This is a genomic window from Spirosoma terrae, assembly GCF_010435915.1.
Classification (GTDB): Bacteria; Bacteroidota; Bacteroidia; order Cytophagales; family Spirosomataceae; genus Spirosoma; species Spirosoma terrae.
Window position 1 is genome coordinate 25,354 of sequence record NZ_JAAFZH010000023.1, and the last position, 13,105, is coordinate 38,458.

Sequence of the window (13,105 nt, forward strand, 5' to 3'; positions counted from 1 at the left end):
ACCATTAATTGTTTCCAGTGAATTTCGTTTTCCTACTATCCACTTCCACCATCTGACAGCCCTTCACGCCCAACGTATTAGTATACACCCCTGTCTGTGCTTGGCAATACACTACTATTTTTTCTTTTAATAAGTCAACCAGTAGCGATTTTTTGCGTTTTTTACATAAAGACCCCATTAACCATGATCCAGACGAAATTGATTCCACGTACACCGGAGGCTTATGAACCTCCTATGCTCATAAAGAATATTCTGGCCGAATCCATTAAATACGAACCTCAGCGAGAAATTGTCTATCGGGATTTATTCCGAATGAATTATACCGAATTTAATCGCCGGACGCGGCAGTTAGCGAACGTACTAACTGGATTAGGCATTAAACCCGGCGATACAGTTGCCGTTCTGGACTGGGACAGTCATCGTTATCTGGAGTGCTTCTTTGGCGTAACGAGCCTTGGTGCCATTCTGCACACGGTAAACGTACGATTGTCGCCTGCTCAGATTTTATTTACAATGAATCATGCTGAAGATAAACTGGTACTGATTCACGAAGATTTTCTACCTATTCTCGAAGCCATAAAAGATAAACTAACAACCGTTGATACGTTTGTTTTACTGAGCGATAAAGTCTATACCGATCTCAACGCAATCGGTCATGTTCCGAATGGATTCGTTGGTGAATACGAAGCGCTTTTACGGGACGTATCAGATCACTACGAGTTCCCGGACTTCGACGAAAACACCTGGGCTACTACGTTCTATACGACGGGTACTACCGGCAACCCGAAAGGCGTTTACTTTTCTCACCGGCAGTTATTCATGCACACGATGGGATTGCTTACGTATTTAATTGGTTACGAGGCCATTCCGTTCAAATCGCGAACCGATGTGTATATGCCCATTACCCCAATGTTCCATGTCCACGCCTGGGGGTTTCCTTTTCTGGCAACATTACTATCGGCGAAACAGGTATATCCTGGCCGCTACGACCCAGAAATGCTGCTAAAACTGCTTGTTACGGAAGGCGTTACGCTGTCTCACTGCGTTCCTACGATTTTGAATATGCTTGTTAGCAGTCCGGCGGCACAGAAATTTAAAGCACAACTGAGCCGTTGGAGCGTACTGATTGGAGGCTCAGCACTAACGAAAGGCCTGGCTAAAGCTGCGCTGGATTTAGGCATAAACGTATCGGCAGGGTATGGTATGTCCGAAACAGCGCCTGTACTGGCTGTTGCTTATTTAAACGATGCTGAACGTTCGCTTCCTCTCGATGAACAAGTGGAGTATCGTACGCGTGCGGGACGTATTTCGCCATTTGTCGAAGCCCGTCTAATGGATGAAAACGGTAATTTTCTACCTCACGATGGCCAGGCACTGGGTGAAGTAGTTGTCCGTACGCCCTGGAATACACAAGGCTATTACAACGACCTAGAACGAGGTGCTGAGCTCTGGCAAAATGGCTGGTTGCACACGGGCGACGTAGCAACGATTAGTTCCGATAACTGGCTCGTAATTGCCGATCGCACTAAAGATGTGATCAAAACAGGTGGCGAATGGGTATCGTCGCTGGATATGGAAGATGTTTTGTCGCAGGTGGAGGGCGTAGCAGAATCAGCAGTTATTGGTTTACCAGATGAACGCTGGGGAGAGCGGCCACATGCGCTTGTTGTCCAAAAACCAGGCTATTCGCTAACGGCGGAAGGCATCAAAGAAACATTACAAGCTAGAATTGACCGGGGGGAAATTCATAAATGGTACATGCCTGACCGAATTATCTTTGTACAGGAAATCCCCAAAACCAGCGTCGGAAAAATCGACAAAAAAAGAATTCGCTCTGACATGAAGGCGCAAATTCTTTCCTGATGTTTATACCATTGCTACGTTGCCAACCACATATGATACGTATAGGCTTGCTTTCTGATACACATAGTTATCTCGACCCTCAACTGTTCAAACACTTCGACAGTTGCGATGAAGTCTGGCATGCTGGCGACGTGGGTGCATTGGTAGTTGCCGATCAACTACGTTCCTTTCGGCCTTTACGAATCGTCTCTGGCAATATTGATCAGGAATCTCAGGATTTACCCGCCCATGTACGTTTTACAATAGAGGGATTTAGTATTTGGATGACTCATATTGGCGGAACACCGCCAAAGTACAACCCACTTGTTCGCCCCACTTTACAACTTAATGCGCCGGATATATTTATTTGTGGGCACTCACATATTTTAAAGGTGGTACGTGATCCTAAACTAAAAAATATGTTGTTTATCAACCCCGGCGCTGCGGGGAAAACTGGTTTTCACTTGATCAGAACGGCCCTACGTTTTAGTCTTGACGGAGGTCAGATTACAGATATGCAGGCTATTGAATTAGGCAAGAAGTAGTTTTTAGACTGAACATAAAAAAAGCCTTCATTAAAGAATGAAGGCTTTTTTTATGATTTGATAATAATTTATAAAGGAAGAGACTCAGGTTCAGTTTCCGCTGGTTTAGCTTCTTTTCCGATTTCTTCTTTTACTTCTTCAGCTACGCCTTTGTTTTTGTAAGCCTGATATACAGTCTCACGCTCAAAAGGACGCTTCCCAATCAGACGTACAAGATCATTTTGGTAAAGAATTTCTTTTTCCAGCAATTCTTTCGCAATTACTTCCAGCGCTTCCCGCTTGTCGGTTAGTAGGTCTTTAGTGCGCGTGTAGGCTATATCAACAATCTTACGAACCTCTTCATCGATATGCTTGGCCGTTTCTTCAGAATATGGCTTATTGAAAGCATAGTCGGCTTGTTTCGAATCATAGAACGAAATATTACCGATCTTGTCGTTCATACCATACATCGTCACCATACTGTAAGCCAGCTTCGTGATACGTTCCAGATCACTTAAAGCACCAGTTGATACTTTACCAAAAATCAAGTCCTCAGCTGCTCGGCCACCTAAAGCCATGCACATTTCGTCCATCAACTGTTCAGTACGGTATAAGTACTGTTCGCGAGGCAGATATTGCGCGTAACCCAGTGCAGCAACGCCCCGTGGCACAATCGTCACCTTTACGAGTGGATCAGCGTGCTCCAGGAACCAGCCCGCTACTGCGTGACCCGCTTCATGGTAGGCAACAATCTCCTTCTCCTCTGGTGAAATAAGCTTGTTTTTCTTTTCCAGGCCTCCAATCACACGATCCATCGCGTCCTGGAAGTCTTTCATATCAACGGCTTCTTTGTCGCTACGAGCTGCGATCAGAGCGGCTTCGTTACAAACGTTTGCGATTTCAGCCCCGGCAAAACCTGGCGTCTGAGCGGCCAATTCTTTCGGATCAACATCAGCAGCTAGTTTGATTGGCTTTAAATGCACCCGGAAAATAGCTTCACGACCAACGATATCGGGTTTGTCGATGCTAATCTGGCGGTCGAAACGGCCCGGACGTTGCAGAGCAGAGTCTAATACATCGGGACGGTTGGTAGCAGCCAGGATAATAATACCTGAATCTGTGGCAAAACCATCCATCTCAACCAGCAGCGAGTTCAACGTATTTTCACGTTCGTCATTGGCGCCGGGCATAGAACCACGTCCACGAGAACGACCAACAGCATCAATTTCGTCAATGAAGATGATACAAGGAGCTTTTTCTTTCGCCTGTTTGAACAAATCACGCACCCGCGCTGCTCCTACCCCCACGAACATTTCTACGAAGTCGGAACCCGATAGCGAGAAGAACGGCACACCAGCTTCACCAGCAACAGCTTTCGCCAGAAGAGTCTTACCTGTACCGGGAGGGCCAATTAACAAAGCGCCTTTCGGAATTTTAGCACCCAGTTTTGTAAACTTGGTTGGATTTTTCAGGTAATCTACAATTTCCTTGATCTCTTCTTTTGCTTCATCTAAGCCAGCCACGTCGTTGAACGTGATTTTGACTTTGTTATCAGCATCGAAAAGAGCCGCTTTTGATTTACCGATATTAAAGATTTGTCCACCAGGGCCACCAGCTCCCGACATCCGTCCAAGCAGAAAGTACATGGCCAGTATCATCACGATCAGGAAGCCCCAGGTGCTAATGATACTACCGAAATCGCTCCGCTGTTCGAATCGATAATCGATTTTCTCATTATCAGGAAAGCCTTGCTGTATCTGATCCAAGTCCTTCTTGAACGTTTCGCCAGAAGCGATCTGGAATTGAAAGTGAGGACCATGATTGGATCCGAAGTATGGCTTATCGGAGAACATACCCCGGTATTTCGGACTTTGAGCAGCTTGCTGCGTAAGTGTTACTTCAGCGATTTTATCATTCACCACTACCACGTCGGCCACTTCATGGTCTTTCACCATCTGCTCAAAACGCTTTTGACCAATCTCATGCGTTGATGAGTTTTTGTTGAAAAACGTAATTCCTAGAATAGCGGCAATCAGCAGCGCAACAATCCACCCCTGAAAATTAGGTTTTCTTGGGCCACCTCGGGGTACTAACGGATTTCTATTATTGTTTTCTGACATTTCCTCAGGCTGTACATAACGGATTTTATGAGTAACACCGTTTCGCAAAGTAATGTTTCTCTGGCGAAACGGTTCGGATAGACGGCTAATCTACCCAATAAACGGTCGAAATCTACTGTTTATGTTTAGTTTGCCGTTGCCAGCATACTTTCATCGATGTGCTGAATTTCGGCATCGCCCCAGAGTTGTTCCAAATCGTAGAAGGAGCGACGATCTTTTTTGAATACGTGAGCAACAACATCTACGTAATCTAACAAAATCCACTCTTTGTTCGATTTACCCTCCCGATGCCAGGGATCCTGGCGGCTGGCTTTGTAAACTTCTTCCTCAATTGAGGTCGAGATGGCATCAATCTGGGTATCGGAATTACCCGAACAAATTACAAAATAGTCGCAAATGGCATTTTTTACATTACGCAGATCCATGACGACTATATCCTGCGCTTTTTTCTCGAGCATACCACGGACGACAAAATCACGCATCTGCTCAGCAGAAAATTCATTGCTTTTCTTTATTCTCATGCTTTCGGTTTAACATTGCACGATCAGCCAACCAGCGGGTACTTTTCAAAGATGGATTATATTTATCCAGAGTACCATTCATTGACTTCCTACTACTAAACTATACAATATTTTGTACAAAATCTATCCCAAAACTCTTTTTGTTGGGCAAATAGTTAAATATCTGCCAAGCTGTCAGTCTACTAACGACGAAGCGTCTGCTTTGATTGCCCATCAGGACCCAGCCGAAGGTACTATTGTCGTTACTGACCATCAAACAGCTGGTCGTGGTCAGCGTGGTAACAGCTGGGAGGCAAAACCAGCTCAAAATCTTACCTTTTCCCTGATTTTAAAACCTAATTTCCTGGCTGCTACGGAGCAATTCTGGCTAAACATGGCTATATCGCTAGGCATATATGACACATTGTCGCTCTTACTGGAAACGCCCGTACGAATCAAATGGCCTAACGATATATATGCAGACAATAAGAAACTGGGGGGGATCTTGATTGAGAACATTCTTCAGGGACAAAACATTGCCTGGTCGATCATTGGAATTGGTTTAAACGTGAACCAGACCGAATTTACTTATTCAACGGCCACATCCTTGCAACAGCAGGCCCCTCTGCCTGACAATTACGATCTGTCGGGCATACTACGTGCGCTCAGTGAGTCGATCGAACAGCGCTACCTGCAATTGCGATCGAATCAACGCGACAGCTTAAAGACAACGTATCTACAAACCCTGTATCGCTATCAGGAAGAAGCGTACTTTGATCGTGATGATCAGCGATTTCGAGGGGTTATAACGGGCATAGACAGCGTAGGCCGATTAGCCATCGCCGTAGACGGGCAACTGCAGTATTTTAATTTTAAAGAAGTTTCGTTTGTAATCTAATTCATAAAAAAGTGGTGGGAAACGAAGGCCTATCTTGGAGATATGGCATTCGTTTCCCACCACTTTTTTATGAGGTCGACTATTTTGTAATAGCTTCCTCTACTGGATTTCCAATACATCCGTTTGGTTCCAGCACATGTAGCAACGCGGTAATGGTAGGCGCTATATCGTGAATGTGAGTGCGACGTAACGTTTCACCTGGACTCACACCCCAACCATACAGCAAAAATGGTACGTGTGTATCGTACGTATAGGTAGTACCATGCGTTGTTCCTTTATTACGTCCTTCGAGCCAGCCGGGCGATTGTAATACGTAAAAATCTCCGCTTCGATTTGGATGAAAAACATTACGGAACAGGTTCTCCTGTATGGCCGGAATCGCTTCAGCACCCAGGTTATGCAGATTAACCACATTAGCAACACCATCTAGCTTCAGTATTTCACTCTTTAATAGCTCATATACATCCTGAATGGCTATTTTCTTTTCCGTCAGCAATGAATGGTTCAGATAGACTTGTTGATTAAAATAAGTCAGCATCCACTGTCCGGGGCCGTAGGCTTTTTCCAATACGGCTTTCACTTTTTCACCTACTTCACCATAACCACGGGTACCGGATGGAATTCGGTACTGCTGCAGAAAACCGGGCGCGTCAACAACGCCATGATCGGCCGATAAAAAAGCCAGCCACTGACCTTTTCCCACATTGGTATCCAGATACGCAAAAATCTCACTCAGTTGACGATCGAGCCGAATATAATTGTCCTCCGTTTCAATAGCGTGCGTTCCAAAAGCATGACCGATGTAGTCGGGCGACGAAAAGCTAAGGCATAACATGTCTGTTATATCATGTTGGCCTAGTTTTTCTCCTTTTATAGCAGCCAGCGCAAACTCCTTTGTGATTTGATCGCCATACGGGCTTGTCCGCAACGGTTCATATTTAGCTCCACCCGCCTGAATCGCAAACGTGTGCGGAAAAACTGACTTCGTTTCACCCGCTAATATTGATTCATAAGGCTCATCATCAGGTGTACTTTCCGTATACTGATTCAGTGGAAGAATAGTCTCCCACTTCTGGGTGATAAACTGTTCTGGCAGCTTGCGAGCGTTAAACTCCTGCACCCACTGGGGCAACTCTTTCTGATAGAACGTACTGCTAATGAAATTACCATCCTTCGAATCGAACCAGTAGGCGCCATCGGCAGCGTGACCAGCGGGCATGATCGCTCCTCTGTCTTTTAAGGCTACTCCAATCACTTTGGCGCGCCCATCAGTCGCGAGTTTGAGCTGATCGCCAATCGTAGTTACCAGCAAATTACGAGGAGACATTTTTCCTGCGCTTCCTGTATTACCAACCGTACTAACAGTGGTATCCTCTGCGCAATAGACCAGGCGCCCTAACTTCCGATCATAAAAATCGTTGCCCACAATACCATTTAGCGCTGGTGCAGAGCCCGTATATACAGCCGCGTGACCAGGTCCAGTATAGGTTGCTGCATAATGATAGTGGTTGTTACGTGCGTTAAAACCTTCATTCATCATACGGCGAAAACCGCCCGTACCGAATTTGTTGTAATAGCGATACAGGTAGTCGTAACGCATCTGATCAACAATGATACCGATAACCAGTTTGGGTCGTTTAAGCGATTGCGATGACGCCTGACTGGTAGCAGTTGTTTTTTTGGGTTGGGCAAATGCCGTTGCCGCCAATAACGACAGCAAAAAAACAGGAGAATATAAGCGCATGAAACCGGGTTAAGTTGGTTGGGGTACTGACTACAAATGTACAAACAAATCGTGGGAAGGCTCAGAATGCAAAAACAGGAATATATTAGGGCCATATTCTGATAAATCAGAAGCTATTGTTAACATTCTTTCGCTCATTGCGTTGACCTGAAAGCGGTTCTTATTTCTGACCGTACTACGTAGTCATGATTCAGATACATACACCAACTACGTTCTGGCTGACAGCCCTGCTATTCTTCATCGCCATTTTTGGCCGCTACGTTATTTTTTCGCTCTTGTTCTGGTGGCTGTTTAAAATATCACTGAAAGAACAGTTTGCTCATCGGGCAGTACAGCAGCGTCCCCGCAAGATTGGACAGGATTGGCGCGAGATTGGCTGGTCGCTCATCACGTCATTGATCTTTACAGCCATTGCTGTAGGCATGATTATCGCTTACCAGCACAACTACACCCAACTATACACCAACATCCACGAGTATCCAATCGTGTGGTATCCGCTAAGTATACTGTCTGTAATGTTTGTTCATGAGACGTACTATTACTGGATTCATCGATGGATGCACCGACCTGGTGTGTATCGTTGGGTGCATAAAACGCATCATGACAGTATCACTACGTCTCCCTGGACCGCTTTTTCCTTTCATCCAGTAGAAAGCACGTTGCAGGCTATTGTTATTCCTGTTTTAACATTCGTGATCCCGTTGCATGTTTCAGCCGTTGGACTGTTGCTTATCATTATGACCATATCCAGTACAATCAACCATCTGAATACGGAAATTTATCCGCGCGATTTTGACCGGCATTGGCTAGGGCGCTGGCTGATTGGCGCTACTCACCATAGCCTCCACCATTCGCAGTTCCGTTTTAACTATGGCCTTTATTTTACGTTCTGGGATAAATGGATGAAAACAGAAAGCCCTAACTTCCATCAGCTATTTGAACAAAAGACCCGTAAGGAAGACAGTAATTTGTAGTGTAGAGTGCAAAATAGAGTGATTATAACCGCTCTTTACTCAGGCGCTTACTTACTACGTTCGATCGTGTACTGAACCAATTGATGCAACGACTGTCGATAGGGTGATTCCGGGAATGAATTCAGCAGCGATTGCGCTTCTGCTACGTACGTATTCATAGCTTCGGTAGCGTACTGAATACCGCCGGAGTTCTTAACGAACGCAATGACTTCGTCAACCTTCTTGGGGTTTTCGCTGTCGTTTTTGACGATGTTGATAATGCGTCGCTTTTCCAGAAAAGATGCTTTGCTGAGTGCATAGATAAGCGGCAGGGTCATCTTTTTCTCTTTGATGTCGATGCCAAGCGGCTTACCAACCTCAGCCGTTCCGTAATCAAAAAGATCGTCTTTGATCTGGAAAGCGATACCTACCTTTTCACCGAAAAACCGGGCCCGCTCAATCGTTTCCGTATCAACTCCGGCCGATCGTGCACCAACAGCACAACAGGCTGCAATCAGCGACGCTGTTTTCTGACGAATAATCTCGTAATAGACCTTTTCCGTGATGTCTAACCGACGGGCTTTGTATAGCTGTAGCAATTCACCCTCGCTGATCTCCCGAACAGCATTCGAGACAATCTGTAGCAATTCGAAATCGCCGTTATCGACGGACAATAACAAGCCTCTCGATAGTAAATAATCGCCGACTAAAACTGCTACTTTATTCTTCCAAAGCGCATTAACCGAGAAAAATCCGCGCCGGTAATTAGAATCGTCAACCACATCATCGTGAACCAGCGTAGCCGTGTGGAGCAATTCGATTAGCGAAGCCCCCCGATACGTAGCTTCCGTAATTTGGCCGCACACACCAGCTGTCAGGAACACAAACATGGGGCGGAGCTGCTTTCCCTTCCGCTTCACGATGTAATTCATGATTTGGTCCAGCAGCATAACGTCGCTTTTCATCTGCCCCCGAAACTTCTGCTCGAACAACTCCATTTCGGCAGCAATGGGGGCCTGGATATCAGCAACAGAGAGAGGCATATTACGTCGACGGTAGTCAATAGTCTGCCGACAGTGGTCGTTAAACAATTGATAGCAGTAATGAATATTCTTTCGCTACTGTCAACCGGTGATCAGAACAACTATCGACTAAATTTTCGGCAAGTATAGCAAGTAAAGCCCAGACGCCGAAAAAGCCGGCCATAAAACCCATCATGTTTATAGTCATTTTTCTTTTGTTTATCCAGTAAAAACTTCCAATTTACCGACAATCTACCTCAACCCTAGACTCGTATCTATGATTAACAATCCGGTTCCGCCCCTCCCCCAACCAGCCGCTGTTCCTTCTGAAGTAAAGCCAGACAAAGCCCTTGTTCTGGGTGGAGGCTCTCTAAAAGGGGCTTTTCAGGCCGGAGCCGTTATGGCTCTTTTTGAGTCGGGTTTTGTTCCTGATCGTTTGTATGGCATTTCGGTCGGTAGTTTAAACGCTACGTTTATTGCCAACGAAGCGGCCCGTCAGCATCAGGAGACTGGACAAATCAATTGGGAAAAAGTAGGCAAGCACCTGATTGAATTCTGGATTCGAAACATAACCAGACCAGACGATGTAGCCGTTATCCGTTCGCGTTTCAGATTGGGCTACAATACGTTGATCCGGCGCTTTGATGGCCTCCTGGATAATTCGCCCCTTCAAACGCTTATTCGTAATCATGTTAATCTGGAAACGATAAAAAACGGCCCCGTAAAACTAAAAGTTGGAGCCGTCGATATCATTGAAGGCGATATGCGTTACGCCGATGAGCAAGACCCTCATTTTCTCGATTACGTATACGCCAGTAGCTCCTTACCTTTTCTGATGCCTGCCATACAAATTGGCGGTGATCACCGAAAAGCCTTTCTGGATGGAGGCTTACGCGAAGTGGCCCCGCTACGGGTTGCCATCGAGGATGGGGCTACTGAAATTGCCTGCGTTGCCTGTCACGCCCGGAAGATTTACAATGAAAAGTTCAACTATCGTAATCTCCTCAATCTGATGGACCGCGTGAAGGACATTACAGTTAATCAACTGGTTAACAACGACATTGCCTGGGCCGAGCGTTTTGCTGAACGCGAGCAGTTCCATGGGCGACCCATGCACTTAACTATTATTCGCCCGACGGAACCACTTTATCTCAATCTTATGAAATTTACCTCCGACGATATTGGCCGTCTGATTGTGATGGGCTATCAGGCCGGAATCGACGTACTGAAGCTGGAAAGAAAACCAAATAACGATCAATCAATGCCTTTATCATAACGTGATATTGCTACGTAGTTGCGAACAAAATCACGTTACGACAGATACTCAAAATAATCGATCGACCTCAAGAGGGCGATCTGTCGTGATAATATCTCCGCCTTGTTTAACTAGATTTTGATAGCCAGCAGCCGCCTTTGGCAATGGTTCTTCGTCCAGTTGCCCCGCGCCATACGTACCCACCGAGCAACGGATACCCAGCTTGTGCAGCCGGTCATAGAACGTAGTCGATTGCAGTTTCTGAGGGGTGAGTGCTATCAATCTTGATTTGGGCAACGTATCATTTTCAAATCGATCCAGGTCGGCCTCGCTGTTGACTCCCACAGCCAGCCACAATTCCGGATAAACGTTACGTACGCGTTGCGCTTCGGCCAGCGAATAGCAGATGACAAAAACGGAATGCTCTGCTTTATATTTTTTAACTTCCTTCATGACCATGAGCGGATCAGTTCCGGGTTTTACGTCGAGTGCCAACATATACCGATTCTTATTCCAGGCTAGTATGTCGGTAAACGTTGGCATAGGCTGGTCGGTCAGGGTACCAGAGAGCGTTTTTAGTCGAATCGATTTCAGTTGATCTACGCTTTTCTCCGATACAGGCCCTAGTGCATCTGATTCACGATCCAGCGTCGGGTCATGCAATAATACAAGACCGCTATCGCGCGTCATCCGAACATCCATTTCAATAATAGCGTCGGGCAGTTGTTTAGCCGTCTGGTCGAACGTTGTAATCGAGTTTTCCGTGTCATTTGCCCCAGGTCCACCCCGGTGCGCCAGGATGAGTGGTTTCTTCTGATTTGAACGATACGTTAAAAAGGCATCGGCTGTTTTACTATCACGAAATCGATTTATAGATTGGGCCGCTACTCCCGTGTTTATGCCTAGGGCAATCAATACATAATAAATGCTTTTCATAACGATTAATTAGTTGGCCTGATAGGGGCCATGAACTGATTTTACTGTTAAGGTTTCCGTATTATCATCCACAACGAAAACCCGATAGGTTTTACCTCCTATCTCAACCCGGACAACAACGTGCCCTGATGCGCTTTTAAACTGCGGCAGATAATCGCTGATCAATGCTTTTGTTTCGTCGAGTAGGTTTGTCACAAATACATCGCGCTCACCAGGGTAGACTTCGTTAGAATAGATACGTTCCAGCACACTCCTGTCGGCATGAGACGATGCCCAGGCCGGGACAACCAAAACCCGAGGCCGTAAGCGACTCAACAACGACCCATTTTCGGAATCTTTGTAGCCGTGGTGATTAAGCAATTGAACATCTACTGGACCCAAAACTTGCGCTAAAGGCGTTTCTACATCATGCCAGGCAGGCTCACCAAACTGCAAAACACCATAGATATCTCCTCCCGAAAAATAGTCGAAATTACCATAGCGAATCCGTAGGGCAATGCTGCACATATTTTCGTTTGGATATTGTGCGGCCGTTAGCGTCGCCAGATCAGGGAAAAGCGCTCGCGTCGACGAATCGCTGCCTGTCCAGATTTCTCCATTTACGGCCACATTCCTGATTTCGAACGTTGACTTGTATACATCAGGTTGCTTTTTTAACGTAATCTGATCGTTACGTCCTGCCCGGAACCGCTCAGCGACCAGCTCTTTCTTCTGAATTTTATCGTCCAGGAACTGACGATAATTAATGACCATCGAATCACTATCAAACGAGCGAGGGTAGCGATAGTCAGGCCAGCCCCGGTCCAGAATCGTACGAATCGGTATATGCTCAGCGACTTCAGTAATGCCTGTCAGCACGTATCCCTGGGCTCCTCTTTTGGTTAGATTCAATGGCGTTCCCATATGGTCATCATGAAAATGCGTAACGATCGCGTAATCAATCGCTGGCTGCTTCTGGAAACGTAACACATTCCGAACGTAGCGCGCAATCCATTCGCCCGCCAGCCGTGAGGTATTGGGCTTTATGGGCAGATTACGAGGTTGGTTAGTCCGCCAATCCAGTGGATTAACTGATCCGGCATCGATCAGCAACGTAGTACCATCGGGCAGAACAGCGAACGTAGCATTTCCAGCGCCGGTATTAATATGATGAATATCGAGCTGGCCCGGTTGCCTGTCTGCTAACGGTTGGCCAATCTGCCCCCAGCTCATACAAGCAAAAGAGCACACGAAGCAAAGGATCAATAATCGACGCATACGTATCGGCAACTTTCCAGGTCCTCTCTGTTTAGCAAAAAAATCCCCCGCAAG

The 13,105-nt window shown here is 46.1% G+C and carries 11 protein-coding genes; 5 read left to right on the forward strand and 6 right to left on the reverse strand.

All coding sequences use genetic code 11. The annotated features are described in order from the left end of the window. The first annotated feature begins 183 nt into the window (after nt 1–183). Nucleotides 184–1,863, forward strand: a complete 1,680-nt coding sequence (locus tag GK108_RS29385) for a fatty acid--CoA ligase (RefSeq protein ID WP_163955169.1) — start codon at nt 184–186, stop codon at nt 1,861–1,863. Nucleotides 1,864–1,895: 32 nt separating this feature from the next. Further along, a complete protein-coding gene (locus GK108_RS29390) occupies nt 1,896–2,387 on the forward strand; it encodes a metallophosphoesterase family protein (protein ID WP_163955170.1) in 492 nt (163 codons plus the stop codon). A gap of 68 nt (nt 2,388–2,455) precedes the next feature. Here the strand turns inward: GK108_RS29390 and ftsH are convergent, their stop codons facing one another. Together ftsH and rsfS are read right to left on the reverse strand one after the other, a co-directional pair. Beyond that, complete coding sequence (ftsH, locus tag GK108_RS29395; protein ID WP_163955171.1) at nt 2,456–4,486, reverse strand: ATP-dependent zinc metalloprotease FtsH; 2,031 nt, start codon at nt 4,484–4,486, stop codon at nt 2,456–2,458. Nucleotides 4,487–4,611: 125 nt separating this feature from the next. Then, complete coding sequence (gene rsfS, locus GK108_RS29400; protein WP_163955172.1) at nt 4,612–5,007, reverse strand: ribosome silencing factor; 396 nt, start codon at nt 5,005–5,007, stop codon at nt 4,612–4,614. A 112-nt stretch (nt 5,008–5,119) separates the two neighbouring features. Here rsfS and GK108_RS29405 point away from each other — a divergent pair, with 112 nt between their 5' ends. Next, nucleotides 5,120–5,884, forward strand: coding sequence for a biotin--[acetyl-CoA-carboxylase] ligase (locus GK108_RS29405; RefSeq protein WP_163955173.1), 765 nt, complete (start codon nt 5,120–5,122; stop codon nt 5,882–5,884). A 79-nt stretch (nt 5,885–5,963) separates the two neighbouring features. Here the strand turns inward: GK108_RS29405 and pafA are convergent, their stop codons facing one another. Then, nucleotides 5,964–7,628, reverse strand: coding sequence for an alkaline phosphatase PafA (gene pafA, locus GK108_RS29410; protein WP_163955174.1), 1,665 nt, complete (start codon nt 7,626–7,628; stop codon nt 5,964–5,966). A 185-nt stretch (nt 7,629–7,813) separates the two neighbouring features. Here pafA and GK108_RS29415 point away from each other — a divergent pair, with 185 nt between their 5' ends. Further along, on the forward strand, nt 7,814–8,602 hold the full coding sequence (locus tag GK108_RS29415; protein ID WP_163955175.1) for a sterol desaturase family protein: 789 nt from the start codon (nt 7,814–7,816) through the stop codon (nt 8,600–8,602). A gap of 47 nt (nt 8,603–8,649) precedes the next feature. Here GK108_RS29415 and GK108_RS29420 read toward each other — a convergent pair whose 3' ends face one another. Further along, a complete protein-coding gene (locus GK108_RS29420) occupies nt 8,650–9,624 on the reverse strand; it encodes a polyprenyl synthetase family protein (RefSeq protein ID WP_163955176.1) in 975 nt (324 codons plus the stop codon). 256 nt (nt 9,625–9,880) lie between these two features. Between GK108_RS29420 and GK108_RS29425 the strand changes: the two genes are divergently transcribed. Continuing rightward, on the forward strand, nt 9,881–10,879 hold the full coding sequence (locus tag GK108_RS29425; RefSeq protein ID WP_163955177.1) for a patatin-like phospholipase family protein: 999 nt from the start codon (nt 9,881–9,883) through the stop codon (nt 10,877–10,879). A gap of 48 nt (nt 10,880–10,927) precedes the next feature. On the opposite strand, the gene GK108_RS29430 is transcribed toward GK108_RS29425, so the two are convergent. Together GK108_RS29430 and GK108_RS29435 are read right to left on the reverse strand one after the other, a co-directional pair. Further along, nucleotides 10,928–11,794: a glycerophosphodiester phosphodiesterase family protein gene (locus tag GK108_RS29430; protein WP_163955178.1), complete on the reverse strand. Its 867-nt coding sequence runs from the start codon at nt 11,792–11,794 to the stop codon at nt 10,928–10,930. A gap of 9 nt (nt 11,795–11,803) precedes the next feature. Beyond that, complete coding sequence (locus tag GK108_RS29435) at nt 11,804–13,006, reverse strand: ComEC/Rec2 family competence protein (protein ID WP_246225268.1); 1,203 nt, start codon at nt 13,004–13,006, stop codon at nt 11,804–11,806. Nucleotides 13,007–13,105: the final 99 nt, after the last annotated feature.